Source organism: Microbacterium sp. HJ5 (genome assembly GCF_054824025.1).
Map to the genome: position 1 here is coordinate 39196 of NZ_JSYE01000033.1, position 23900 is coordinate 63095.

At 70.6% G+C, this 23900-nt stretch carries 25 protein-coding genes and 1 pseudogene; 15 read left to right on the forward strand and 11 right to left on the reverse strand.

Annotated elements, in window-relative coordinates:
- Positions 1 to 40 precede the first annotated feature (40 nt).
- From ribD to OB08_RS14330, 6 genes are all read left to right on the forward strand, one after another.
- Complete coding sequence (ribD, locus tag OB08_RS14305; protein WP_461475850.1) at positions 41 to 1066, forward strand: bifunctional diaminohydroxyphosphoribosylaminopyrimidine deaminase/5-amino-6-(5-phosphoribosylamino)uracil reductase RibD; 1026 nt, start codon at positions 41 to 43, stop codon at positions 1064 to 1066.
- Positions 1066 to 1752: a riboflavin synthase gene (locus OB08_RS14310; RefSeq protein ID WP_461475852.1), complete on the forward strand. Its 687-nt coding sequence runs from the start codon at positions 1066 to 1068 to the stop codon at positions 1750 to 1752. The genes ribD and OB08_RS14310 overlap by 1 nt, the downstream gene beginning before the upstream one ends.
- Positions 1749 to 3029, forward strand: coding sequence for a GTP cyclohydrolase II (gene ribA, locus OB08_RS14315; RefSeq protein WP_461475854.1), 1281 nt, complete (start codon positions 1749 to 1751; stop codon positions 3027 to 3029). Before OB08_RS14310 ends, ribA begins: the two co-directional genes overlap by 4 nt.
- Positions 3026 to 3505, forward strand: a complete 480-nt coding sequence (gene ribH, locus OB08_RS14320; RefSeq protein ID WP_461475856.1) for a 6,7-dimethyl-8-ribityllumazine synthase — start codon at positions 3026 to 3028, stop codon at positions 3503 to 3505. The genes ribA and ribH overlap by 4 nt, the downstream gene beginning before the upstream one ends.
- Positions 3506 to 3568: 63 nt before the next feature.
- Positions 3569 to 3922: a Fe-S protein gene (locus tag OB08_RS14325; RefSeq protein WP_461475858.1), complete on the forward strand. Its 354-nt coding sequence runs from the start codon at positions 3569 to 3571 to the stop codon at positions 3920 to 3922.
- Between the two features lie 241 nt (positions 3923 to 4163).
- Entirely contained in the window at positions 4164 to 5648 is a 1485-nt protein-coding gene (locus OB08_RS14330) for an MFS transporter (RefSeq protein ID WP_461475860.1), read from the forward strand.
- A gap of 161 nt (positions 5649 to 5809) precedes the next feature.
- On the opposite strand, the gene OB08_RS14335 is transcribed toward OB08_RS14330, so the two are convergent.
- From OB08_RS14335 to OB08_RS14365, 7 genes are all read right to left on the reverse strand, one after another.
- Positions 5810 to 6490, reverse strand: a complete 681-nt coding sequence (locus OB08_RS14335) for a DUF4166 domain-containing protein (protein ID WP_461475861.1) — start codon at positions 6488 to 6490, stop codon at positions 5810 to 5812.
- Between the two features lie 44 nt (positions 6491 to 6534).
- Complete coding sequence (locus OB08_RS14340; RefSeq protein ID WP_461475863.1) at positions 6535 to 7143, reverse strand: SRPBCC family protein; 609 nt, start codon at positions 7141 to 7143, stop codon at positions 6535 to 6537.
- Positions 7140 to 7559: a hypothetical protein gene (locus OB08_RS14345; RefSeq protein WP_461475865.1), complete on the reverse strand. Its 420-nt coding sequence runs from the start codon at positions 7557 to 7559 to the stop codon at positions 7140 to 7142. Before OB08_RS14345 ends, OB08_RS14340 begins: the two co-directional genes overlap by 4 nt.
- Entirely contained in the window at positions 7556 to 8227 is a 672-nt protein-coding gene (locus OB08_RS14350) for a TetR/AcrR family transcriptional regulator (RefSeq protein ID WP_461475867.1), read from the reverse strand. The genes OB08_RS14345 and OB08_RS14350 overlap by 4 nt, the downstream gene beginning before the upstream one ends.
- 300 nt (positions 8228 to 8527) lie before the next feature.
- The gene (locus OB08_RS14355) at positions 8528 to 9316 is read right to left on the reverse strand and encodes an ABC transporter permease (RefSeq protein ID WP_461475895.1); all 789 of its coding nucleotides are present in this window, start codon (positions 9314 to 9316) and stop codon (positions 8528 to 8530) included.
- A 32-nt stretch (positions 9317 to 9348) separates the two neighbouring features.
- Positions 9349 to 10233 carry an ABC transporter permease gene (locus OB08_RS14360; RefSeq protein ID WP_461475896.1) on the reverse strand — a complete coding sequence of 295 codons (885 nt, stop codon included), beginning with the start codon at positions 10231 to 10233 and terminating at the stop codon, positions 9349 to 9351.
- Between the two features lie 32 nt (positions 10234 to 10265).
- Positions 10266 to 11207, reverse strand: coding sequence for an ABC transporter ATP-binding protein (locus tag OB08_RS14365; RefSeq protein ID WP_461475869.1), 942 nt, complete (start codon positions 11205 to 11207; stop codon positions 10266 to 10268).
- Positions 11208 to 11330: 123 nt separating this feature from the next.
- Between OB08_RS14365 and OB08_RS14370 the strand changes: the two genes are divergently transcribed.
- Positions 11331 to 11546 (forward strand): AsnC family protein, encoded by a 216-nt coding sequence (locus tag OB08_RS14370; protein WP_461475870.1) that lies wholly within the window; start codon positions 11331 to 11333, stop codon positions 11544 to 11546.
- 25 nt (positions 11547 to 11571) lie between these two features.
- Positions 11572 to 13524: an ABC transporter ATP-binding protein gene (locus OB08_RS14375; protein ID WP_461475871.1), complete on the forward strand. Its 1953-nt coding sequence runs from the start codon at positions 11572 to 11574 to the stop codon at positions 13522 to 13524.
- 62 nt (positions 13525 to 13586) lie between these two features.
- Here the strand turns inward: OB08_RS14375 and OB08_RS14380 are convergent, their stop codons facing one another.
- Complete coding sequence (locus tag OB08_RS14380; RefSeq protein ID WP_461475873.1) at positions 13587 to 15467, reverse strand: phosphoenolpyruvate carboxykinase (GTP); 1881 nt, start codon at positions 15465 to 15467, stop codon at positions 13587 to 13589.
- Positions 15468 to 15590: 123 nt separating this feature from the next.
- On the opposite strand from OB08_RS14380, the gene OB08_RS14385 reads away from it, so the two are divergent.
- The 5 genes from OB08_RS14385 to OB08_RS14405 all read left to right on the forward strand — a co-directional run bounded on the left by OB08_RS14385 (position 15591) and on the right by OB08_RS14405 (position 21257).
- The gene (locus OB08_RS14385; protein WP_461475875.1) at positions 15591 to 17027 is read left to right on the forward strand and encodes a helix-turn-helix domain-containing protein; all 1437 of its coding nucleotides are present in this window, start codon (positions 15591 to 15593) and stop codon (positions 17025 to 17027) included.
- 50 nt (positions 17028 to 17077) lie between these two features.
- On the forward strand, positions 17078 to 17734 hold the full coding sequence (locus OB08_RS14390) for a YqaJ viral recombinase family protein (RefSeq protein WP_461475877.1): 657 nt from the start codon (positions 17078 to 17080) through the stop codon (positions 17732 to 17734).
- A gap of 159 nt (positions 17735 to 17893) precedes the next feature.
- Positions 17894 to 19612 (forward strand): MDR family MFS transporter, encoded by a 1719-nt coding sequence (locus OB08_RS14395; protein ID WP_461475879.1) that lies wholly within the window; start codon positions 17894 to 17896, stop codon positions 19610 to 19612.
- Positions 19613 to 19623: 11 nt separating this feature from the next.
- Positions 19624 to 20091: a MarR family winged helix-turn-helix transcriptional regulator gene (locus OB08_RS14400; protein ID WP_461475881.1), complete on the forward strand. Its 468-nt coding sequence runs from the start codon at positions 19624 to 19626 to the stop codon at positions 20089 to 20091.
- 134 nt (positions 20092 to 20225) lie between these two features.
- The gene (locus tag OB08_RS14405) at positions 20226 to 21257 is read left to right on the forward strand and encodes an NADP-dependent oxidoreductase (protein ID WP_461475882.1); all 1032 of its coding nucleotides are present in this window, start codon (positions 20226 to 20228) and stop codon (positions 21255 to 21257) included.
- Positions 21258 to 21281: 24 nt separating this feature from the next.
- Here OB08_RS14405 and OB08_RS14410 read toward each other — a convergent pair whose 3' ends face one another.
- Entirely contained in the window at positions 21282 to 22181 is a 900-nt protein-coding gene (locus tag OB08_RS14410; RefSeq protein WP_461475884.1) for a LysR family transcriptional regulator ArgP, read from the reverse strand.
- Between the two features lie 68 nt (positions 22182 to 22249).
- On the opposite strand from OB08_RS14410, the gene OB08_RS14415 reads away from it, so the two are divergent.
- Positions 22250 to 22924 (forward strand): LysE/ArgO family amino acid transporter, encoded by a 675-nt coding sequence (locus OB08_RS14415; protein WP_461475886.1) that lies wholly within the window; start codon positions 22250 to 22252, stop codon positions 22922 to 22924.
- Positions 22925 to 22927: 3 nt separating this feature from the next.
- On the opposite strand, the gene OB08_RS14420 is transcribed toward OB08_RS14415, so the two are convergent.
- Positions 22928 to 23281, reverse strand: coding sequence for an iron chaperone (locus tag OB08_RS14420; RefSeq protein ID WP_461475888.1), 354 nt, complete (start codon positions 23279 to 23281; stop codon positions 22928 to 22930).
- A gap of 59 nt (positions 23282 to 23340) precedes the next feature.
- Here OB08_RS14420 and OB08_RS14425 point away from each other — a divergent pair, with 59 nt between their 5' ends.
- Complete coding sequence (locus OB08_RS14425) at positions 23341 to 23616, forward strand: acylphosphatase (protein ID WP_461475890.1); 276 nt, start codon at positions 23341 to 23343, stop codon at positions 23614 to 23616.
- A gap of 18 nt (positions 23617 to 23634) precedes the next feature.
- Here the strand turns inward: OB08_RS14425 and glnQ are convergent.
- Positions 23635 to 23900: pseudogene (gene glnQ / locus OB08_RS14430) on the reverse strand (glutamine ABC transporter ATP-binding protein GlnQ); the annotation flags it as partial.

Sequence of the window (23900 nt, forward strand, 5' to 3'; positions counted from 1 at the left end):
CCGTGCCCCGGAACGCCGCGAGCGGACACGGAGGATACGGATGACGGCGACACCGGCTGAGCACGACGCGATGCGTCGGGCGCTCGACCTCGCCCGTCGCGGCCCGCGCGGGGTGAACCCGCAAGTCGGCGCGATCATCCTGTCCGCCGACGGCGAGATCCTCGCCGAGGGCTGGCACCGCGGCGCGGGCACACCGCACGCGGAGGTCGCCGCCCTCGCCCACCTCGCCCCCGGCGACGCACAGGGCTCCACCGCCGTGGTCACCCTCGAACCCTGCAACCACACGGGCCGCACCGGCCCGTGTGCCGAGGCCCTCATCGCCGCGGGCGTCTCGCGCGTGGTCTACGCGATCGACGACCCGGGCGACGCATCGTCCGGCGGCGCCGCGCGGCTGCGCGCCGCGGGGGTGGCCGTCGAGTCGCACGTCGAGGCCGACGCGGCCCACGCGCTGCTCGACTCGTGGCTCACGGTGCAGGCCCTCGGCCGTCCCCACGTCACGGTCAAGTGGGCCCAGAGCCTCGACGGCCGGGCTGCGGCATCCGACGGCACGAGCCAGTGGATCACCGGACCCGCCGCACGCGCCGACGTGCACCGTCGCCGCGCCGAAGCCGACGCCATCATCGTCGGCACCGGCACCCTGCTCGCCGACGACCCGGCCCTGACCGCCCGCGCCGAGGACGGCTCCCTCCTCCCCCACCAGCCGATGCCGGTGGTGCTCGGCGAGCGCGCCGTTCCCGCGGGGGCGGCCGTGCACCGGCATCCGCTCCCCCTCGTCCAGTACGCGGGCGACCTCGACGAGGCTCTCGCCGACCTGCGCGACCGCGGCGTCCACCGCGTGTTCGTCGAGGGCGGGCCGGCGGTCGCCGCGTCGTTCGTGCGCGGAGGGCTGGCCGACGAGTTCCTCGTCTACGTCGCCCCCGTGCTCATCGGCGGCGAGATGCTCGCGCTCCGCGATCTCGGCGTCACCACCATCGGCGAGGCGCGCCGTTTGAGCGTGCACGCCGTCGAGAAGCTCGGCGACGATCTGCTGATCGTCGCCGCCCCCGCCACAGAAGGAGTCAGCTGATGTTCACCGGAATCGTCGAGGAGATCGGCGAGATCACCGCGGTCGAGCCCTCGGGCGACGGCGTGCGGGTCACCGTGAAGGCGCCGAAAGCGGTGACGGATGCCGCGCACGGCGACTCCATCTCGGTGAGCGGCGTGTGCCTCACCGTCGTCGACCAGGGAGCCGACTGGTTCACGGCGGACGTGATGCGCCAGACCCTCGACATGTCGACGCTGTTCGGGGTGACCGAGGGACGACCCGTCAACCTCGAGCGCGCCACCGTCGCGCACGGACGCCTCGGCGGCCACATCGTGCAGGGTCACATCGACGGCACCGGAGAGGTGCTGGATGTGCGGCCCGGCGCGCAATGGCGCGTCCTGCGCATCGGCCTGCCCGCCGCGCTCGCGCCGCTCGTCGTCGACAAGGGCTCCATCGCGGTCGACGGGGTCTCGCTCACGGTGAGCGACGCCAGCCCGGCAGCCCCCGCGGACGGCGTCCACTGGTTCGAGGTCTCGCTGATCCCCGAGACGCTCGCCGCGACCACGCTCGGCGGCCGCGTGCCCGGCGACCGCGTCAACCTCGAGACCGACATCCTCGCCCGCCACGTGCAGCGGCTCCTGGCCTTCGCACCGAGCACCGATTCGACCACCCTCGCCCCCGAAGATCCCGCGGCCACGGCCGCACCCACGGAAGGAGGCTCGGCATGAGCCTTTCCACCATTCCCGAGGCGCTGGACGCGATCCGCGCCGGCAAGCCCGTCATCGTCGCCGACGATGAGAACCGGGAGAACGAGGGCGACGTCGTCCTCTCGGCGGAGCTCGCAACGCCCGAGTGGATCGCCTGGACGGTGCGCTGGTCGAGCGGATTCATCTGCGCCCCCATGCCCGCCGAGTGGGCGGACCGCCTCGACCTGCCTCCCATGGTCGAGGTGAACCAGGACGCCCGCGCCACGGCGTACACGGTGAGCGTCGACGCCGCCGACCGCGTCTCGACGGGCATCAGCGCCACCGACCGGGCGCACACGCTCAACGTGCTCGCCGACCCCGATTCGGTGCCTACGAGCGTCATCCGGCCCGGGCACATCCTCCCCCTCCGCGCGGTCGAGGGCGGCGTGCGCGAACGCGGCGGCCACACCGAGGCCGCGGTCGAGCTCATGCGCCTCGCCGGCGTGCACCCCGTCGGGGCGATCGCCGAGGTCGTGGCCGAGGACGGCTCCATGATGCGCCTCCCCGGCCTCCAGGAGCTCGGCGAGCGCGACGGCATCCCGGTCATCACCATCGAGCAGCTCATCGCCTACCTGAACGAGAACGAGCCGCTCGCTGCGGAGGCAGAGACCCCTGCCACGCACAAGCGCCGCGTGAGCCTGCGGGCGGAGGCGCTCGTGCCGACCGCGCACGGCGAGTTCCGCTTCCTCGCGTACAAGGACCGCGTGACGGGCACCGATCACCTGGCGATCGTGTCCGGCGAGCTGACCGACGCGCCCCTCGTGCGGGTGCACTCGGAGTGCCTGACCGGCGAGGCGTTCGATTCGCTCAAGTGCGAGTGCGGACCGCAGCTGGATGCCGCGCTCGACGCCATCGAGCAGGACGGCGGCGTCGTCGTCTATATGCGCGGCCACGAAGGACGAGGCATCGGACTCATCAACAAGCTGCGCGCGTACTCCCTGCAGGAGCGCGGGCTCGATACGGTCGACGCGAACCTCGCCCTCGGCCTGCCCGCCGACGCCCGCGACTACGCGGCGGCCGCCGGCATCCTCGCCGACCTCGGCGTCGACAAGGTGCGCCTGCTGACCAACAACTCCGACAAGGTCAAGCAGCTCCGCGAATTCGGCCTCGACATCGTCGAGCAGGTGCCCCTGCTCGTGGGCGTCGGTCCGAACAACCACCAGTACCTCACCACCAAGCGCGACCGAATGGGCCACCTGATCGACGAGGGCGACCTCGCCGACGCCCTCGCGCAGATGCACGAAGGAGCAGACCGATGAGCGGCAGGGGCGCACCCCAGGCATCCGCCCCCGTCGACGCGACGGGACTCGACGTCGTCGTCATCGCGGGAACCTGGCACGACGAGATCTCCGACGGGCTCATCGCCGGCGCGGAGCGCGCGCTCGACGCGGCCGGTGCGACGTGGCGGCTCGTGCGGGTACCTGGCTCGTTCGAGCTGCCCGTCGTCGCCAAGGCCGCACTGGAGGCCGGAGCCGACGCGGTCGTGGCCCTCGGCGTGATCATCCGTGGCGGCACACCGCACTTCGACTTCGTCTCGAACGCCGCGACCGACGGGCTCACGCGCGTCGCTCTCGACACCGGCAAGCCGGTGGGCTTCGGCGTGCTGACGCTGGACGACGAGGCGCAGGGCATCGCCCGGGCCGGGCTCCCCGGGTCCGAGGAGGACAAGGGCCACGAGGCGGCGGATGCCGCGATCCGCACCGCGCTCGTGCTGCGGGAGCTGCGCGCCGGCTGAGCCTCCGCGCGGTGAGGCGCGCCTTGGTGGCGCGGAGGCGGGGATCGGCCTACCGTGACGTCCATGGAGTTCCTGCGCCACCTCGTCCTGCTCTTCCACCTCGTCGGCTTCGCCATCCTCTTCGGCGCGTGGGTCGTCGAACTCGTGAACGGCCACCGCGGCATCACGCGCCTCATGAACTGGGGTCTCGCGATCGCGGGGTTGGCCGGTCTCATCCTCGCCGCCCCGTGGGGCATCGACTATGAGCTCAACTACGCCAAGATCGGCACCAAGCTCGTCATCCTCGTGGTGATCGGCGCGCTGCTCGGCATCGGCGCCGGGCGCCAGCGCAAGACCGGCAAGGTGCCTCCCGCGATCTTCTGGTCGATAGGCGTGCTCACGCTGGCGAACGCCGCGATCGCGGTGCTCTGGCGCTGACTCGGACAGAACGGAGAGCGGATGCCTCGCCCGGCGACGGGTCGAGGCATCCGCTCTCCGCATTCCTGCCCACCCGCGACCGGCCGCTCCGCCCGCGGGTAGGCTGGATCTTCGTGCCCCGGCGAACGAGCCACGGCACCCGGTGACCCAGCGCAGAGCCGCCGGACGCGTCACCCCGCGCCCGGCGACCGCCCACCGCACATCCCACGAGGATGCCCCGCTACGCGTTCTACAGGTTCGAATGTCTTCCCCCACTGCATCCTCACTGTCCTCCCCGACCGTTCCCGCCAACCCCCGCTCGCGCGTCATCACCGCGAGCCTCGTCGGCACCACGATCGAGTTCTACGACTTCTACGTCTACGCCACCGCGGCGGTGCTCGTCTTCCCGATCCTCTTCTTCCCCACCGGCAACGACACCACGGCGCTCCTCGCGTCGTTCGGTGTCTTCGGCGCCGCGATGATCGCCCGGCCGCTCGGCGCCATCGTCTTCGGCCACTTCGGCGACCGATTCGGCCGCAAGGCCACGCTCGTCGCCTCGCTGCTCACGATGGGCATCGCGACGTTCCTGATCGGCTGCCTCCCCACCTTCAACGACATCGGGTGGTGGGCGGCCCTGCTGCTGCTCTTCCTCCGCCTCGCGCAGGGCTTCGCGCTCGGCGGCGAATGGTCGGGTGCGGCACTCGTCGCGACCGAGAACGCCCCGGCCGGAAAGCGCGCCTGGTACGGCACCTTCCCGCAGCTCGGCGCGCCGCTCGGCTTCATCATCGCCAACTCGGTCTTCCTCGCGATCAACTTCCTGCTGCCGCACCCCGACGGCGCCGGCCAGCGCTCGGCCGACTTCCTCGCGTGGGGCTGGCGCGTGCCGTTCCTCTTCTCGGCCGTCATGGTGATCATCGGCCTGTGGGTGCGTCTGCGCCTCGTCGAGTCCGAGACGTTCGTGAAGGCGGAGCAGAAGGGCGCGATCCGCAAGTTCCCGCTGGGCACGGTCGTCCGCCGCCACTGGTGGCACCTGATCCTCGGCACGTTCATCATGCTGGCGACCTACGTGCTGTTCTACCTGATGACGAACTTCACGCTGTCCTACGGCACGAAGGCAGCCGATCTCGCGACGGCGTCCGCCGCCGCGCAGAAGGCCGCCGAGGCCGCGGGTCAGTCGTTCGACGCGGCCGCGTTCGCAGCGCAGTTCTATCCCGGCCTCGGCTTCGGCTACACCGACTTCGTCATCATGCAGATCATCGGCGTGGTGTTCTTCGGCATCTTCACGCTGCTGTCCGGGCCGATCGCCGACGCCATCGGCCGCCGCAAGCTGCTGCTGTGGGTCACCGGCCTGATCATCGTGTTCGGCCTGACCTTCAACCTGTTCCTGCTGCCGCAGGCCGACCCGAAGTTCACCGGCGCGCTGGCGCAGGCCTTCCTCATCTTCGGCTTCATGCTGATGGGCTCGACCTTCGGGCCGATGGGCGCGGTGCTGCCGGAGCTCTTCCCGACGAACGTGCGCTACACGGGATCGGCGGTCTCCTACAACCTGTCGTCGATCCTCGGCGCGGCGCTCGCCCCCATCGTGGCCGTCGCCCTGTGGGCCGGCTCGGGCGGCAGCCCCGTTCTCGTCGGTGTGTACCTGTCGGCGATGGGCGTGCTGACCTTCATCGCGCTGCTCCTCGCACCCGAGACGAAGGACATCGACTACGAGGCCGACCTGGGAGTCGGAGCGACCGGATCCCTCTGACCCCAATTCGAGACAGCGGATGCCGCGGCCTGCGTGGGCCGCGGCATCCGCTGCTCTCTGCTCGGGTAGACGCGAGGGCCGTTCCCGCTGCTGTTTCCTGCGAGCGCCGCGTCGGCCGACGCCGCACCCGCAGGATCGAGGCGCTGTCGTCGCGCCCCTGCTCACTCCCGACGCTCGTGGCGGATCGGGAGCACGTGCAGCGGGACGTCGGCTGCATCGGGGAACTCGCACCGGAACTCGCCCTCATAGCCGAACAGGAACCCGAACACTCGGTTGCGCACCTCGAGGCGGATCCGGAAGACGCCGGCCTCGTCGTCGTAGCTCTCGCGGAGCTCGGCGCGCCCGCTGAACAGCATGGGGAACCGGAACCCCACCGGCCCCTCGTAGAACCGCTGCGCGTCGGACCGCAGCAGCAGGCTCCCATCGGGCTCCGCCGTGAGCTCGAGGTCGACGGCCAGGTGCTGGTGGGTGCCGAGGTAATCGACGATGCCCCCGTCGGCGCCCCGGATCATGGTCGCGTCGAATCGTCGCACGCCGCCGCGCATGCGGAAGTGCCGTACGAAGGTCGCGGTCTCGCGGCCGAAAGGGTCGCGGTACGGGAAGTTCTCGATCGTGAAGGGCACCTCCTCGCCCGTGTCGGGCACCAGGATGCTGCGGAAGCGGCCGATCTGCAGGAAGGGGACAGTCCACCACGGACCGCGCCGGATGCGCGCCATGGTGCCGTGGCCGACGCACGCGTAGCCGGCTTCGAGGCCGACGCCGAAGCGGCGCCGGAGCATCGGATGGAGCCTGCGGAAGTCGTCACCCATCGCGCGGGCGAACATCGATGTCGCCGCCGTCATCGACCCAGCTTCGCTCGGCGCTGCGGCGGCAGCGCTCGCCCGGGTCACGGCTGCACCAGCCCTCGGAGCGTCGCGGGGGCCTCGCCCATCACGTCGCGCCGAGCCGGGTGCCTCTCGCATCGCTGCGCGCGCGGACGCTCCGGACGCCAGAAGGCGAGCACCGACGCCAGCGGCCACCGCTCGGGAGGCGTGCCGGTCTCCGCCCAGATGCGCAGCCGGTCGAAGCTCCACGCGGTGACCCACGCGACGAGCGGGCGCACGAGGAGGTCGGGGAGACGGCCCCACGCCGGCTCGTAGTCGTACCCGGTGAGGAACACGGTCTGGCCGTCGTGAGGAACGTACCGCCAGTACCCGCGGCCGGCGCCGAGGGGCGACATCCGACCATCTGCGTCGAAGCGCAGTGCCGAGGTGCGGGTGCCGTCCGGGCGGGTCCGCTCGCCGATCGTCGCGCCGCTTCCCGAGATGATGCCGCCCGGGAACCTGCGCTCGTACCGGAAGCGCGTCCCGCCACCGGCGAGCGGCTCGGTCGGCGTGATGCGGCTGAAGCGCGCATCCCACCTCGCGTGGTGGGTGGCGTCCTGGGTGAGTTCCCACACCCGATCGATCGATGCCCGAATGCCCACGGCGACGTAGACCGGGCGCCGGCGGCTCACCGGAGCCACCCGAAGACCGCAGGAGCGATCATGAGACAGGCGAGCACCGAAGGGACGGTCAGAGCGAGCGTGCCCCAGACCGTGAAGGCGCGGAGGAAGCGGACCCACTTCTGTCTGTACACCAGCATGTTCAGCGAGGACAGGGCAGCAGCCGCCGCGATGACGACGACCGAGACGACGGGCGCCGTGAAGGTGACGGGTACGACGGGGAAGAAGAGCGTGAGCCATGCGGCCGGCCCGGACAGCACATCTGACTGCATGGCGATCCCGACCAGTGCCGAGCACGCGACGAGGCTGCCGTTGAGGATCGTGAGCACACGGAACCACCGTTCGCGCCACAGTCCCACCTCCCGTCCCTCGTCATCGGCTTCGGGATCCCTCCCCGGGCTGTGCGCACCAAAGGTCTGTGCGGTCATGCCTTGACCTCGGCGATCAGGTCGAGTAGTTCACGCAGCGGACGGCGGAGGAGGCGCGACCGAACCAGTGGCAGGGAGAGCTTCAGCAGGCGGAGGCCGCGGTCGAGAAGTCGCCGCGTGCGCACCTGGCCCGCCGAGGAGTCGTAGACCCAGAAGAGGGCGAGGAGCAGGTGCGCGAGCATCAGCGCGTCGGGCAGGTCGTCGCGGAACTCGGCCGGGAGCTTGTCGCTCGACCCCTCGATGGCGTCGCGGAACAGCCCCACGACGATGTCGCGCGACTCGGCGGACTCGCCGGACAGCGGGTTGATCGAGGAGCGCGGCGACACCGCCGCGGAGAGGAACTCCGGCGCGTAGCGGTGGTAGGGCTCGAGCTGTGCCACCCCCGTGCGGAACACGATGCCCAGCCGATCGACCAGGTCGTCGCTGTCGGCGAGCAGCGGCACGGCCGCCGCTCGGTGGGATTGCTGCACGTCGAGGTACAGCTCCTGCACAAGGTCGTTCTTCGACGCGAAGTGGTAGTTCGTGGTACCGACCGACACCCCGGCCTCGTGCGCGATCAGGCGGATCGTCGTCTGGTCGTACCCTCGTTCGCGGAATGAGCGGAGCGCCACGTCGCGGATGATCGCGCGCGTGCGTTCGCTTTTGGTCTGGACGACGGAACTGGACATGTTCAGAACGTAGTGCACGAACTGAACATGTTCAAGAAAGTGCGCGCGAAGTCACTCGAGCGCCGGCCGAGATCGCACAGCAGCGCCGGGGTCGCTTGGGCGGCAGTTTCATGTTCCGGCGGCACCAATCAGCGCAGCAGCAGCAGGAAACACGCGCCCTTGCGGCCTGGCACGGCAATGGGAAGAGCCGGACGCCGCAGCGGCAAGCCACCCGCGGTCAGGCGTCGTCGCGCAGCGCACGGTCACGCGCGAGCTGCGCCTCGCGGCGCGAGACGGACGAGTTCGACGATCAGCACGGTGTCAGTCGAGGAAGAGGGCGCGCAGCCGCTTCGTCGTGAAGACGAGGCCGACGGCGATCATGACGACGAAGTACAGCACGTGCCACCACATATCGGGCGTGAGCACGCCCGTCGTGAGGCCGCGCACCAGCTCGACTCCGTGCCACAGCGGGAAGGCCATGATGATGTGCTGGATCCACTCCGGGTAGACCGAGATCGGGTACAGCGTCGCCGAGAACAGGAACATCGGCAGGAGGACGAAGTTGATCCAGTCCATGTGCTGGAAGGTCTTCATGTAGCTCGTGACAGCCATGCCCAGACTTGCGAAGCCGAAGGCGATGAGCAGCACGGCCGGGATGGCGAGGATCGCCGTCCACGCGAGGTTCAGCCCGAGGACCTGCATGATGATCATGAAGCCCGTGGCGTACAGCAGGCCGCGCAGCAGCGCGTACATGATCTCGCCGAGCGCGACATCGAGCGGCCCCAGCGATGTCGCGAGCATGCCCTCGTAGAGCTTGCCGTAGTTGAGCTTGAAGAACACATTCCACGTGGAGTCGTAGATGGCCCCGTTCATGGCCGACACGGCCAGCAGCGCAGGGGCGATGAAGGCGGCGTACGACACCTCGACGCCGCTCGACGTCTCGACGTCGCCGATGAGCGATCCGAGTCCGACGCCCATCGAGACGAGGTAGAACACCGGCTCGAAGAATCCCGAGAGCACCACGATCCAGCTCGACGAGCGCGCCGCGATGAGTCCGCGCTGCACGACCGACTGGGGGTTGCCTGCCCACAGCGCGCGCACGCCGCCCATGCGGGTGGGGGTCTCGATCGTCGTCCCCGCGCTCACTTGGCCAGCCTCCGCTCGAACAGTCGTCGCCCGATGATCAGCCCTCCGACCGACAGCCCGACGAGGTAGACGACATGCAGGGCGATGAGCATCGGCGGCGACGGCTGGCCGTACGTCACGACGCGGCCGAGCTCGGTCGCATGCCAGAGCGGCGAGATCCACCCGATCCACTCGAGCCAGTCGGGCAGGGAGCTGAGCGGGTAGAAGGTGCCCGAGAACAGGAACATCGGCATGAAGATGAAGCGCTGGACGAGCGCGAACTGACCCTTGTCGTCTTCGACGGAGGCGGCGTATGCCATCAGGGGAATGCCGAACGCGAGGCCGCCCAGCAGGGCGATGAAGGGAGCGAGCCACGCGGTCGAGAGCTTCGTCGCGTCCGGCTGCAGCCACGCGAAGAACAGCACGATGAAGACGAAGTAGAGCACGACGGTCACGGCCATGCGCGCACCCGCGCCGGCGACCACGCCGTTCGCGATCTGGCCGGACGACAGCGGCGACGCGTTGAAGCCGTAGAAGTAGCGCCGCCACTTGAATCCCGCCATGACGGGATAGGTGAACTCCTCGGAGGCCACCGCGATGGCCGAGGTCATCAGCAGCGCCGGAGCCACGAAGACGAGGTACGGCACCTGCTGCCCGCCGACATCGATCGGCGCGTTGATCAGCGCAGCGAGTCCGACCGCAAGGCCCAGCAGGTAGAGCACCGGCTGCCCGAGCGCGCCCACGATGATCGTCCAGCCGTAGGCGCGCATGGCCCGCACCATGTGCTCGGTGACGTACACCGAGCCGAAGGCGCGGGGCTTGCGACCCCACTCCATCGCCTCGGCGCGGAGCTCGTCGAGACCGTCGCCGGTGTCGGTCGCACCGGCCGGGGGGCGAGGCATCCGCTCGCTGCCCGACGGCGGAAGGACGTCGCTCATTCGATCAGCGACCTTCCGGTGAGGCGCAGGAACACGTCTTCGAGGCTGGAGCGGCGCACGAGGCTCGTCACCGGGTGCAGCCCGCGCTGGGTCACCTGCTCGAGGGCGGCCTCGCCGTCGCTCGCGTAGACGAGCACGCGGTCGGGGAGCACCTCGACGCGGTCGCCGATGCCCTGCAGCTGCGGCGCGACCTGCTCGTTGCGGTCGGACCCGAAGCGCACTTCGAGCACCTCGCGACTCGAGTGCTCGCGGATCAGCGACGCGGGTGTGCCCTCCGCCATGATGCGGCCCTTGTCGACGACGATGAGGCGGTCGCACAGCTGCTCGGCCTCGTCCATGTAGTGGGTCGTGAGCACGAGGGTGGTGCCGCGCTCCTTGAGGCGGAAGAGGCGGTCCCACAGTACGTGGCGCGCCTGCGGGTCGAGGCCCGTCGTCGGCTCATCGAGGAGCAGGATGCGCGGGTCGTTGATGAGCCCGCGCGCGATGGTGAGACGGCGCTTCATGCCGCCCGACAGGGCGTCGACCTTGCTCTTGGCCTTGTCTTCGAGCGCCGCGAACGCGAGCAGCTCGTCGGCCTTCTGCGCGCAGACCTTGCCCGGCAGGCCGAAGTAGCGTCCGTAGATGTAGAGGTTCTCGCGCGCGTTGAGCTCGCCGTCGAGGTTGTCCTGCTGCGGGACGACGCCGAGCCGCGACCGGATCTCGGGGCCGTAGCGGTCGGGGTCGAGCCCGAGGATCGACAGGTCGCCGGCCGTGCGCGTCGACACCGCGCCGATCATCTTCATCGTCGTCGACTTGCCCGCTCCGTTGGGCCCGAGAAGCCCGAACGACTCGCCCGGCGCCACTTCGAACGACAGGCCGTCGACAGCCAGGAAGTCGGGCTTGCCTTTGACCTTGTAGGCCTTGACGAGGTTCTCAGCATTGATCACGGGGGCGGGCACCGGACAACCCTAACCCCCCCTGTCGGACACCCGGTGCGTCAATGAAAGTTGACGCGCGCGCGCCCGTCAACTACGGTTGACGTCGGATGCCTCGGCCGAGGCATCCGACACCGAAGGAGCACCGTGAGCGGCGACGACCTGCGCACCCTCATCGGCTCGGCCCCCGAGCGCGAGCCGATCGCCGAGCTCCGGCGCCTCGCCGACGCCCGCGTCGAGCTGGCGCGGGCCGAGGAGGTCGCGGTCCGCCGAGCCCGCAACCTGGGCTTCTCGTGGCAGGCGATCGCCCTCGCCCTCGGTGTGTCGAAGCAGGCCGTGCACAAGAAGTACGGTCGAAGGTAATTCCCCGCACGAACGAGGTACCGCCATGCCCTCCGCCGAACTCGACGAAGCCCCCGCCCCCGCGCAGGACCCCGCACCGCGAGGCGGCCGCCCCCGCCGCCCCAAGGACGACGGCCCGCGCGCCACCTTCGGCCAGCTCCTCCCCTTCCTCTTCGAGCACAAGGGCACGCTCGTCGTCGTCTCCGTGCTGAGCGTCTTCAGCGCCGCGACGATGCTCGTCCAGCCGCTGCTCGTCGGCCAGGTCATCGAGCGGGTGCAGGCGAACCTCGACCTCGGGCTGCTCCTCTGGGCGCTCGTCGGCTTCGTGGTGCTGTCGTCGCTCATCTCCGGGTGGCAGCACTATCTGCTGCAGCGCACCGGCACCGCGGTCGTCTACTCGAGCCGCCGCAAGCTCATCGCGCGCATCTTCCATCTGCCGATCAGCGAGTTCGACGCGCGCCGCACCGGTGACCTCGTGTCGCGTGTGGGCAGCGACACGACGCTGCTCTACTCGGCCCTCACCCAGGGGCTCGCGGACGCGATCGGCAATGCGCTCCTGTTCGCCGGCGCGCTCATCGCGATGGCGCTCATAGATCCGCTGCTCCTCGGCATCATCGTCGTGGTCATCGGCGTCTCGGTGGTCGGCGTGACGGTGCTCAGCGGACGCATCCGCACCGCCTCGACGCAGCAGCAGGAGAAGGTCGGCGAGCTCGCCTCGGGCGTCGAGCGCGCCGTCGGGTCGATCCGCACGGTGCGCGCCGCGGGCGCCACCGAGCGCGAGATCGCCGAGGTCACCGCCCGCGCGACCGATGCGTACGGCGTCGGCGTGCGTATCGCGAAGGTCTCGGCGCTCGTCGTGCCGATCGCCGGCATCGCCCTGCAGGTGTCGCTTCTCGTGGTCATCGGCCTGGGCGGGTTCCGCGTCGCGACCGGCGCGATCACCATCGCGAACCTGGTGACGTTCATCATGTTCCTCTTCATGCTGATCGCTCCGCTCGGCTCGTTCTTCGGGGCGATCACGTCGGTCAACCAGGCGCTGGGCGCGCTCGGCCGCATCCAGGAGGTGCTCGACCTACCGACGGAGTCGCAGGACGACGCCGCGCTGGCCACGGCGGTCGAGAGCGGGACGGATGCCGCGAACCCGGCCGGCACCGTCGCAGTCGAGTTCCGCGACGTCCGGTTCCGCTATCCCGAGGCCGTCGTCGTCGCCCGTCGCAGGGCGGAGACCGAGGCGATCGCGGTGCTCGAGAACGCGCACGTCGACGCGCGGGCGATCGCGAGGGACGAGGCGTCCGTCGACCCGTCCGGCGCAGCCGACCCCGAGGTGCTCCGCGGCGTCTCGTTCTCGGTCCCCCGCGGCTCGCGCGTCGCCCTCGTCGGCCCATCGGGCGCGGGCAAGAGCACCACGCTCGCGCTCATCGAGCGCTTCTACGACCCGACCGGCGGCGCGATCCTGCTGGACGGCACCGACGTGCGCGCGCTCGATCGCGACGACCTGCGCAGCAGGCTCGGCTACGTCGAGCAGGACGCTCCGACCCTCGCCGGCACGCTCGGCGACAACCTGCGCCTGGCCTCGCCCGAGGCGAGCGACGCCGACTGCGAACAGGTGCTGCGCGCCGTGAACCTCGGCGAGGTGCTCGACCGCAATCCGCTCGGACTCGACGCTCCGGTCGGCGAAAGCGGGGTCATGCTCTCGGGCGGCGAGCGCCAGCGCCTCGCGATCGCCCGTGCGCTGCTGGCCGCCCCGCCGATCCTGCTGCTCGACGAGTCGACGTCGTCGCTCGACGGACTCAACGAGCAGCGCATGCGCGAGGCGATCGACGCGGTCGCCGCTGGGCGCACCCTCATCGTGATCGCACACCGCCTGTCGACCGTCGTGGACAGCGACCACATCGTGGTCCTGGAGCACGGCCGCGTCGTGGGCCAGGGCACGCACTCCGAACTGGTCGAGTCGACGCCGCTCTACCGCGACCTCGCGAAGCACCAGCTGCTGGTCTGAGACAGACGGATGCCCCGGGCCCGCCGCACAGTGCGGGGCCGGGGCATCCGTGCCGAAGCGGCTCAGGCGCGCTGCAGGCGGTACCGCAGCGCGGCGAGCTCGGCCCACAGCGGCGCGGGCACGCGGCCCTCGAACGTGCGGTAGAACTCCTCGGTGAGGTCGGCCTCGCGGAGCCACGACTGGGTGTCGACGGCGAACAGCTCGTCGAGGTCGGCCTGCGGCACGTCGATCCCGTCGACGTCGAGGTCCTGCGTGCGGGGCAGGCGGCCGATCGGGCTGTCGACCGCGCCGACCTCGCCGTCGAGGCGGCGGATGATCCAGTCGATCACCCGGGCGTTGTCGCCGAACCCGGGCCACAGGAACCGGCCGTCGGCGCCCTTGCGGAACCAGTTCACCTGGAACACGCGCGGCGCGCGGTCGAAGCGCAGCTTCTGCCCGACCTTGAGCCAGTGCCCGAAGTAGTCGGCCATGTTGTAGCCGCAGAACGGCAGCATGGCGAACGGGTCGCGGCGCAGCTCGCCGACGGTGCCCTCGGCTGCGGCGGTGCGCTCGGACGAGATGTTCGAGCCCATGAAGACGCCGTGCGTCCAGTCGGTGGCCTCGACCACGAGGGGAACGTTGGTCGCGCGGCGACCGCCGAAGAGGATCGCGTCGAGCGGCACTCCCTGCGGGGCGTCCCAGTCGGCCGCGATCTGCGGGCACTGCGCGGCCGCGACCGTGAAGCGCGAGTTGGGATGGGCGGCGGGACGACCGGATGCCGGTGTCCAGGGGTTGCCCTCCCAGTCGGTGAGCTCCGCCGGCGGCTCGTCGGTGAGGCCCTCCCACCACACGTCGCCGTCGGGACGCAGCGCGACGTTGGTGAAGATGGTGTTGCCCCACAGGGTCTCGACCGCCGTGACGTTGGTCGACTCGCCGGTGCCCGGCGCGACGCCGAAGAAGCCCGCCTCGGGGTTGATCGCCCACAGGCGGCCGTCGTCGCCGGGTCGCAGCCAGGCGATGTCGTCGCCGAGGGTCTCGACCCGCCAGCCGGGGATCGTTGGGCGCAGCATCGCGAGGTTCGTCTTGCCGCATGCCGACGGGAACGCCGCGGCGAGGTGGTAGGCGCGACCGGCGGGGTCGACGACGCGGATGAGCAGCATGTGCTCGGCGAGCCAGCCCTCGTTGCGCCCGATGACCGAGGCGATGCGCAGCGCGAAGCACTTCTTGGCGAGGATCGCGTTGCCGCCGTAGCCCGAGCCGAAGGACCAGACCTCGAGGGTCTCGGGGAAGTGGACGATGTACTTCTCGTCGTTGCACGGCCACGCGACGTCCTGCTCGCCCGGCTGGAGGGGGGCGCCGACGGAGTGGACCGTCTTCACCCACGGTGCTCCGCCGGCGATCTCGCGCAGCACCTCGGTGCCGACGCGGGTCATGATGCCGATCGACGCGACGGCGTACGCGCTGTCGGTGATCTGCACGCCGATGTGCGACAGCGGACCGCCCACGGCGCCCATCGAGAAGGGCACGACGTACATGGTGCGACCGGCCATCGATCCGTCGAAGAGCGGGGTGATGGTGGCGCGGATCTCGTCGGGCGCGATCCAGTTGTTCGTGGGCCCGGCGTCCTCCTCGCGCTCGGAGGCGATGTAGGTGCGGCCCTCGGTGCGGGCGACGTCGCTCGGATGCGAACGGGCGAGGTACGAACCGGGACGCCACTCGGGGTTGAGCTTGATGAGCTTGCCCTCGTCGACCATCTCGCGCAGCAGTGCGTCGTTCTCGGCGCGGGTGCCGTCGACCCAGTGGATGCGGGCCGGCTTCGTCAGAGCGGCGATCTCCTCGACCCATGCCACGAGCTGGGCCATTCCCGCCCCCTGGATGGAGGGCAGCTCGCCGTGCGCGCGCGTCACCGCCGGCCGCGCCGGGGCGGTGCCTTCGGGACGGGTGAAGATGTCGGCAAGAGCCATGGTGTCGCTCCCCTTCGATTCGACGTTCAGATCCGTGGTCTTCCTCTACTTTCGCCCCCCGATCCCCTGTCTTGCGAGGAAATACGGCGTCAAGAGTTGCGATTCTTTCGTTATCATCAAGGAATGCCTCCCACGTCGCTCGAGCTGTCGACCCTCGGCCACCGCATCCGCCACCAGCGCATCTCCCATGGGTTCACCCTCGACGAGCTCGGCGAGCGGGTCGGGGTGGCGGGCAGTCAGCTGAGTCTCATCGAGAACGGCAAGCGCGAGCCGAAGCTCTCGCTGCTCCAGGCGATCGCCACCGCGACCGGGGTGGAGGTGGGCGACCTGCTGTCGTCGGAGCCGCCGAATCGCAGAGCCGCGCTCGAGATCGAGCTCGAGCGCGCGCAGGCGAGCTCGGTGTTCCGCCAGCTCGGCGTGGCCCCCGTCAAGGTCACCAAAGGCATGACCGACGACACCCTCGAGTCGCTCCTCGGCCTGCACCGCGAGCTGCAGCGCCGTGAGCGCGAGGCCATCGCGACGCCGGAGGAGGCGCGGCGCGCCAACACCGAGCTGCGCCTGCGCATGCGCGAGCTCGACAACTACCTGCCCGACATCGAGAAGCTCGCCGAGAAGCAGCTCAAGGCTGCGGGCCACGTCTCGGGCGCCCTCACCCACCGCACGGTGAGCATCATGGCCGAGAAGCTCGGGTTCGAGCTGATCTACGTCAACGATCTGCCGCACTCCGCACGGTCGGTGACCGATCTCGAGCACGGTCGCATCTACCTGCCTCCGGCGTCGATCCCCGGCGGCCACGGCCTGCGCTCGATGGCGCTCCAGGCCATGGCCCACCGGCTCCTCGGGCACAAGCGCCCGACCGACTACGCCGATTTCCTCCAGCAGCGGCTCGAGATCAACTACTACGCCGCCTGCTGCCTCATGCCGGAGTCGGCGTCGGTGGCGTTCCTGCAGCAGGCGAAGAAGGACCGCAACCTCGCGGTCGAGGACTTCCGCGACGCGTTCGGCACGACGCACGAGGCGGCGGGGCTGCGCCTGACGAACCTGGCGACGCGGCACCTCGGGATCCCTCTCCACTTCCTCCGCGTCGACGGATCGGGTGCCATCACGCGCGTGTACGAGAACGACGACCTTCCCCTCCCCATGGACGTCACCGGCGCCGTCGACGGGCAGATCGCGTGCCGCAGGTTCTCCGCGAGGGCCGCGTTCTCGGAGCAGAACCGCACCACCGAGCATTACCAGTACACCGACACCCCGGCCGGCACCTTCTGGTGCTCGACGCAGACGGGCACGACGAGCGAGGGCGAGTTCTCGATCACTGTGGGGGTGCCGTTCGACGACGCGCGCTGGTTCCGCGGCCGCGAGACGCAGAAGCGCGCGACCTCGACGTGCCCCGACGAGTCGTGCTGCCGCCGGCCGCCCGCGGCGGTCGCCGAGCGCTGGGCGGGCAAGGCCTGGCCGAGCGCGCGCGTGCACATGCAGATGTTCTCTCCACTCCCCCGGGGCTCGTTCCCCGGGGTCGATGACAACGAGGTCTACGACTTCCTCGAGCGCCACGTCTGACCCCGCGGGTCGTGGCCGCGCATGTCGATCGCGCGGCGTACCCTCGAGAGGTGACCCCCGAACTCGCCGCCCGCATCGTCGCGGACTCCCGCGACCGGGTGGCGTGGGTGCGTGCGCGGTCCCGCGGGATCACAGCGACCGACGTCGCCGCCCTGACCTCCGATCGCTCGATCACGAGGGCGGCCGACGCCAAGCTCCTGGGCTCGGGCTTCTCGGGCAACGCCTACACGGCGCACGGCCGGGCGCGAGAGCCCGAGATCGCCGCCTGGGTCGCCGCGACGCACGGCATCCAGCCCTCCTCCGCGCTGTTCCATGCGGTGGTCGAGAAGCGCCACCTCGCGACGCCGGACGGCATCGCCGTCGACGCCGGCGGCCGCGTGATGCTCGCCGAGATCAAGACCACCAACAAGCAGTGGCGCAGCATCCCGCGTTCGTATCTGCGGCAGGTGTGGTGGCAGCAGCACGTGCTCGGCGCCGAGCGCACGCTCGTCGCCTGGGAGCAGCACGACGAGTTCGTGCCGGTGGGCGACGAGCCGCGTTGCGCGTGGGTCGATCGCGACGAGAAGGAGATCGCCGAGCTCGTGCGCTTGGCGACCGCCCTCATCGACGAGCTGTATCACCGCACCACGAAGGCACGACCCGTCGAGCGGATGCCTCAGCCTGCCGCTCCGCGTCAGCCTTTCCGCGCGCTCGCCCTCGCCGACTGATCCGCGGCGCTCCGGATAAGGGCGATTCCTCCCTGCAGGAATAGTTGACCCATATCAACGATTGGGTTTATAGTTGACTTCGATCAACTGTTGACTTCCGTCAACCACACGCGCCATCGTCGCCGCGCCGCCTTCCCCTCACTCCTCCGAAGGACCTTCATGGCCACGCCCACCACCACGACCGATCCGGTCTCCACCGACGACAAGCGGCACCACCGGCGCGTGCTGCAGGCGCTCACCGGGCTGCTGCTCGGCATGTTCGTCTCGATGCTCGCCTCGACCGTCGTCTCGACGTCGCTGCCCGTCATCGTCCACGACCTGGGCGGCGACCAGGCCGCCTTCACGTGGGTCGTCACCGCGACGCTTCTCACCACCGCCATCTCGACCCCGATCTGGGGCAAGCTCGCCGACCTGTTCAACCGCAAACTGCTCATCCAGATCGCCATCGTGATCTTCGTGCTCGCCACCGCGGCCGCGGGCTTCTCGCAGGACCCCGGCACACTCATCGCGTTCCGCGCCGTCCAGGGCATCGGCGCCGGCGGTCTCGCGGCGCTCAGCCAGGTGATCATGGCCGACATCATCAGCCCGCGCGAGCGCGGCCGGTACATGGGCCTCTTCGGCGCCGTCATGGCCGTCGCCACGGTCGGCGGCCCGCTCCTCGGCGGCTTCATCACCGACACGATCGACTGGCGCTGGAACTTCTTCATCGCGCTGCCGTTCGCCGTCGCCGCGCTCATCATGATGCAGCGCACGCTTCACCTGCCGGCCCGTCCCAAGACGAAGGCCCGCATCGACTACTTCGGCATCGTGCTGCTGTCGACGTCGGTCTCGCTGCTGCTGATCTGGATCACGAACGCCGGTGAGGACTACGACTGGTGGAGCCTCGAGACGGTCCTGATGGCGGGCGGCGCTCTGCTGGCCGCGGTCGTCTTCGTCATCGTCGAACTGCGCTCGAAGGAGCCGCTCGTCCCGCTGACGATGTTCCGCAACCGCACCTTCACCCTCGCGGTCATCGCGTCGATCTCGATCGGCATCGCGATGTTCGGCACCTCGGTGTTCCTCAGCCAGTACATGCAGCTCGCGCGCGGCGCGACGCCCACCGAGGCCGGCCTCATGACGATCCCGATGATCGGCGGCCTGCTGCTGGCATCCATCGTCATCGGCGGGCTGGTCACCCGGCACGGCCACTGGAAGCCGTACCTCGTCGTCGGCGGCGTCCTGCTCATCGCCGGGTCGTACCTGCTGTCGACGATCCATTACGACACGAACTTCGTGCTGGTGTCGGTCTACATGTTCCTCCTCGGCGCGGGTGTCGGCATGACGATGCAGAACCTCGTCCTCATCGTGCAGAACACGGCGAACCCCAGCGAGATCGGGGTCGCGAGCTCGGGCGTCACGTTCTTCCGGAGCCTCGGCGGCACCATCGGCGTGTCCGTGATGGGCGCCGCGCTCGCGACCTCCGCCACCGACCTCTTCACCGTGCGCAAGGACGACATCGGCGCCGCGCTCGCGAAGCTGGGCGAGAAGGGAGCCGCCATCGGCGAGCAGCTCGCGTCGGGGACGATCCCCCAGGTGTCGGCGCTTCCGGAGTCGATCCGCGTGATCGTGGAGGACATCTACGCCCAGGCGATCGCGCACTCGTTCCTCATCGCCGTGCCCCTGGCCGTGGTCAGCCTCATCGCGATCGTCTTTTTGCCGAACACGCCGCTCACCCGCATGACGACGAGCGAGCGCGTCGAGGCGATCGAAGCCGACCTCGCCACGGTGTCGGTCAGCGAGGGCATGGCCGTCCTCGAGGCGACCGGCGACGAGCGGACGGATGCCGCGGCCCCGGCGCCGCGCTCGGCACGGGACGCCCGCACACCCGAGCGCCGCTAATGTCGATCACGATGACCGCCGACGAGACCCGAGAGGCGCGCACCGAGGCGGTGCGCGCCCTCGAGGCCGAGTTCGGCGAGCTGATCAACCGCTTCCGCCGCATCCTCTCGGAGAACGCGAACCGCGTGAGCCCCGGGATGCTCCCCGGCGCATACAAGGTCTTCACGACGATCGTGCGGCGCGAGTCGGTGACGCTGTCTGCTCTCGCCGAGAGCCTGATGGCCGACAAGGGCCAGATCAGCCGCACGGTGCGCGAGCTCGAGCAGCTCGGTCTCGTCGAGCGCACGCCCGACCCCGACGACGGCCGCTCGAGCCTCCTCTCACCGACCGCCGAGGGTCTCGCCCGGCTCGCCGCGGCCCGCGCGCCGCAGGAGCGCACCCTCGTCGACGCGCTCGAGGAGTGGCCGCTCGACGACATCCGCAATCTGTCGCGCCTGCTCCACGCGCTGACCGCCGGCGAGTCACCCGGACTCTCGTAGCCGCTCCCCCATGCGGCCGGAGGGTTCTCCACCCGGTAGCACCCGCGTAACACCGACGAGACAATCACGCGGTTGACTGTCCTCACCACGGCGGACAGCCGCGGACGACGACGTGCACGCGGAAGGAGCGTCCCATGAGATTCCGGCCGCTGCGATCAGCCCCCGCCTTCGACGGCGAGCGGATGCCGGTCGCCGACCCGCCCGCGACGATGAAGGCCGTGGTGTTCGACGCCCCCGGGAATCCGGACGCGCTGCGCGCGGCATCCGTCCCCGTTCCCTCCCCGGTGATCAGCGAACTGCTCGTGCGCGTGGTGGCCGCCGGGGTCAATCCGATCGACGTGAAGACGCGCGGCGGCGCCGGCGTCTCGGCGCAGATCCCGTCGTATCCCTCGACGCTCGGGTTCGACTTCAGCGGCATCGTGGTGAAGAGCCCGTACGAGGCGCACCCGCTGCCGCCCGGGACGCCGGTGTTCGGCATGGCCGCGTTCCCCCGCACCGGCGGCACGTATGCGGAGTACGCCGTCGCACCCACGCTGTCGGTCGCGCGCAAGCCCTCGTCGCTCTCGCACGTCGAGGCCGCCGGCGTGCCGCTCGCCGCGCTGACGGCGTGGGGGCTCGTCGTCGAGACGGCGCACGCGCACGAGGGGCAGCGCATCCTCATCCACGCCGGCAGCGGCGGCGTGGGCCACTTCGCCGTGCAGTTCGCCGCCTACTTCGGCGCGCATGTCACGGCGACCTCGTCGGGCCGCAACGCCGCGTGGCTGCGCGAGCTCGGCGCGGCGGTGGTCGTGGACTACACGACGACCCGGTTCGACGAGGTCGTCGCCCAGGTCGACGTCGTGATCGACCTCGTCGGCAACGTCGGAGGCGACACCGGGACGCGGTCGCTGCGGGTGCTCCGCCCGGGCGGACTCTACGTCGTCGTGCCCACGGGGTCGTGGCCGGGCTACGCCGATGCGGCGGAGGCCGCAGGCGTGAGGGCCACGAGCTACAAGGTCGTCCCCGACGGCGGCGCCCTCGCCACCATCGGGCGCCTCCTCGACTCGGGCGCGGTGCAGGTGTACGTCGACAGGGTCTTCGACCTCGGCGAGGCCGCCGCCGCGCACCGCCTGCTGGAGGACGGCCACACCCGCGGCAAGCTCGTCCTCCGGGTCAGCGCCGACTGACCCCCACGGACATCCGCCGAGGGGTCAGACGGGCAGCGGGGCGAGCACGCGGCGCCCCTCGGACACGACCTCGTCGGCGATGGCGTCGAGGAGGGGTGAGCGCAGGTTCCACTGCTGCCAGTGCAGCGGCACGTCCACCGGATCGCCGCCGAGCAGCACGAGCTCGCCGCGGTCGAGCGGCTCCCGCGACTGGAAGGTCGGCAGCAGCGCCCACCCGAGACCGAGCCGTACGGCCGTCGCGAAGTCGTTCGACGCCGGCACGTAGTGCCGGGGCGGGCGAGCAGGATCCGCGCCCTGCGCGGCGAGCCACCCGTTCTGGAGGTCGTCGCGCCGGTCGAAGTCCACGACAGGTGCGGCCTCGAGCGCCTGAGAGCGGTCGCCCTGCAGCCAATCCTCGACGAAGCGGGGGGTGGCCACGGCCTCGTACCGCATCGCGCCCAGGCCGCTGACGCGGCATCCGGCCACCGGCGTCGCCCGCGACGTGACCGCGCCCATGACCGTGCCCGACTCGAGAAGGCCTGCCGTGAAGTCCTGATCGTCGCGGTGCAGCTCGAAGACGACCGGATGCCGCAGCGACAGCCGCGCGAGCGGCTCGAGGAACCACGTGCCCAGCGAGTCCGCGTTCACGGCGAGCGGCACCGAGATGCGGGCCCCGGCGTCGGGATCCGCCCCCAGTTCGGCGAGCGTGTCGTGCTCGAGGAGCGCGGCCTGCCGGGCAAGGCGGATCACCGCCATGCCCGCGTCCGTAGCCTGCACCGGCTTGGACCGCACGAGCACGACGCGCCCGAGCTGCTCCTCGAGCGCCTTGATCCGCTGGCTGACGGCGGAGGGCGTGATGTGCAGACGCCGGGCGGCGGCATCCAGCGTCCCCTCGTCGACCACCGCGGCGACGGTCTCGGCCAGCTCGAATGGAATCCTCATCATCAGTCAGGCTAATGCACCTGAAGAATGATGAGCTGGACTGATGCTGTCTTCGCGCCTAGCGTCGAAGAGTGCTCACGTCTGTCCTCGCCGGCCTCGGCCTCGGCTTCTCGCTCATCATCGCCATCGGCGCGCAGAACCTCTTCGTGCTGCGGCAGGGCCTTCGTCGCGAGCACGTCTTCGTCGTCGCCGCGATCTGCGCGGCATCCGATGCCCTGCTCATCGCGCTCGGGGTCTCGGGAATCGGACTGATCCTCCACGCCGTGCCGTGGCTCGTCGACGTCGTGCGGTGGGCGGGCGCCGCGTTCCTCGTCGTGTACGGGCTGCTCGCCGCGCGGCGTGCGTGGCGCCCGTCCGACCAGACGCTCGCGGTGACGGATGCCGCGACCCCGGCGTCTCCCCGCGCGTCGACCGGAAGCACCGCGGCGCCCGCCGGAACGTCCGCCGCCGTGCGCACGCGCCTGCTGCCCGTGGTGCTGACCTGCCTCGCCCTCACGTGGCTCAACCCCCACGTGTACCTCGACACCGTCTTCCTGCTCGGCACCGTCGCGAGCACGCACGCCGACTTCCGCTGGCTCTTCGCGCTCGGCGCGATGACCGCGAGCGTCATCTGGTTCTTCGGTCTCGCCTTCGGCGCGCGCTACCTCGGTCGCTGGCTCTCGACGCCGCGGGCCTGGCGCATCCTCGACGCCGTGATCGCCGTCGTGATGATCGGACTCGGCATCAGCCTCGTCCTCCCCCACTGAACCTCACGCGTCGATCTGCGCGCGACGGGCGTGCACGAGGGCCCGCACCGTGTCGTCGGGCAGCGGGTGCTCCGGCTGGAAGCGGATCGTCCCCTTGTCGAGCCCGATGCCGGGGTGATCGGCGAGCGCGTCGGCCACGGCGCTGACGGCGTCCGGGCTGAACGGGTAGACGCCGATGTGCTTCTTGGCGCGCATGACCGAGATGAGCGGCTTGCCGCGGTAGACGAGCGCCGGCATGCCGTAGCCGAGTCCCTGCTCGGCATCCGGCACCTCTTGGCGGGCCAGCGCATAGACATGGGCGATGGGCTGGCGGTCGGCGGGGTCGAGCTCGGCCAGCAGGTCGTCGACGGTTCCCATGCAGGCATCCTGTCACCGTCCTCTCGCGAGCGGCACCCCGCGCACGGCACGATGGGACGATGAGACGGGTCCATGTCGTCGTGCGCGGCGGAGTGCAGGGCGTCGGCTACCGCTACACACTGCGCCTGGTCGCCGACGAGGCCGGGGCGACCGGCTGGGTGCGCAATCGTCGCGACGGCACCGTCGAGGCCGAGGTGGAGGGCACCCCGGGACAGGTCGACGAGGTGCTCGCCTGGATGGCGGAGGGGCCGCCCGGGTCGCGGGTCGAGTCGGCGACGGTGACGGATGCCTCGCCCTCCGGCTCGCGCGCCTTCGAGGTGCTGCCGACGGCGTGAGGCCGGGCACCGCGCCCGCTACTCGTCGAACGGGCGCAGAATGCGGTCGATGAAGCGCCGGGTGCGGTCGTGCTGCGGGTTGGTGAAGAGGTCCTTCGGCGCGCCGCGCTCGAGGATCACACCGCCGTCGAAGAACAGCACCTCGTCGGCCACCTGCCGCGCGAACGCGAGCTCGTGGGTCACGATGACGATCGTCCAGCCCTCGTCGGCGAGCTCCTTCAGCACGAGGAGCACCTCACCCACGAGTTCCGAGTCGAGCGCGCTCGTCGGCTCGTCGAAGAGCA

Bases quoted from the DNA above. Each gene is read 5' to 3' on its own strand.
- OB08_RS14410 (WP_461475884.1), bottom strand. From the start codon at position 22,181: ATGATGAGGATTCCATTCGAGCTGGCCGAGACCGTCGCCGCGGTGGTC.
- OB08_RS14345 (WP_461475865.1), bottom strand. From the start codon at position 7,559: ATGACCGCACAGACCTTTGGTGCGCACAGCCCGGGGAGGGATCCCGAA.
- OB08_RS14400 (WP_461475881.1), top strand. From the start codon at position 19,624: ATGACCGCCGACGAGACCCGAGAGGCGCGCACCGAGGCGGTGCGCGCC.
- OB08_RS14360 (WP_461475896.1), bottom strand. From the start codon at position 10,233: ATGCCTCGCCCCCCGGCCGGTGCGACCGACACCGGCGACGGTCTCGAC.
- OB08_RS14325 (WP_461475858.1), top strand. From the start codon at position 3,569: ATGGAGTTCCTGCGCCACCTCGTCCTGCTCTTCCACCTCGTCGGCTTC.
- OB08_RS14405 (WP_461475882.1), top strand. From the start codon at position 20,226: ATGAGATTCCGGCCGCTGCGATCAGCCCCCGCCTTCGACGGCGAGCGG.
- OB08_RS14420 (WP_461475888.1), bottom strand. From the start codon at position 23,281: ATGGGAACCGTCGACGACCTGCTGGCCGAGCTCGACCCCGCCGACCGC.
- OB08_RS14385 (WP_461475875.1), top strand. From the start codon at position 15,591: ATGCCTCCCACGTCGCTCGAGCTGTCGACCCTCGGCCACCGCATCCGC.
- OB08_RS14350 (WP_461475867.1), bottom strand. From the start codon at position 8,227: ATGTCCAGTTCCGTCGTCCAGACCAAAAGCGAACGCACGCGCGCGATC.
- OB08_RS14355 (WP_461475895.1), bottom strand. From the start codon at position 9,316: ATGGGCGGCGTGCGCGCGCTGTGGGCAGGCAACCCCCAGTCGGTCGTG.
- ribH (WP_461475856.1), top strand. From the start codon at position 3,026: ATGAGCGGCAGGGGCGCACCCCAGGCATCCGCCCCCGTCGACGCGACG.
- OB08_RS14310 (WP_461475852.1), top strand. From the start codon at position 1,066: ATGTTCACCGGAATCGTCGAGGAGATCGGCGAGATCACCGCGGTCGAG.
- ribA (WP_461475854.1), top strand. From the start codon at position 1,749: ATGAGCCTTTCCACCATTCCCGAGGCGCTGGACGCGATCCGCGCCGGC.
- OB08_RS14380 (WP_461475873.1), bottom strand. From the start codon at position 15,467: ATGGCTCTTGCCGACATCTTCACCCGTCCCGAAGGCACCGCCCCGGCG.
- OB08_RS14330 (WP_461475860.1), top strand. From the start codon at position 4,164: ATGTCTTCCCCCACTGCATCCTCACTGTCCTCCCCGACCGTTCCCGCC.
- OB08_RS14395 (WP_461475879.1), top strand. From the start codon at position 17,894: ATGGCCACGCCCACCACCACGACCGATCCGGTCTCCACCGACGACAAG.
- OB08_RS14375 (WP_461475871.1), top strand. From the start codon at position 11,572: ATGCCCTCCGCCGAACTCGACGAAGCCCCCGCCCCCGCGCAGGACCCC.
- OB08_RS14335 (WP_461475861.1), bottom strand. From the start codon at position 6,490: ATGACGGCGGCGACATCGATGTTCGCCCGCGCGATGGGTGACGACTTC.
- OB08_RS14425 (WP_461475890.1), top strand. From the start codon at position 23,341: ATGAGACGGGTCCATGTCGTCGTGCGCGGCGGAGTGCAGGGCGTCGGC.
- ribD (WP_461475850.1), top strand. From the start codon at position 41: ATGACGGCGACACCGGCTGAGCACGACGCGATGCGTCGGGCGCTCGAC.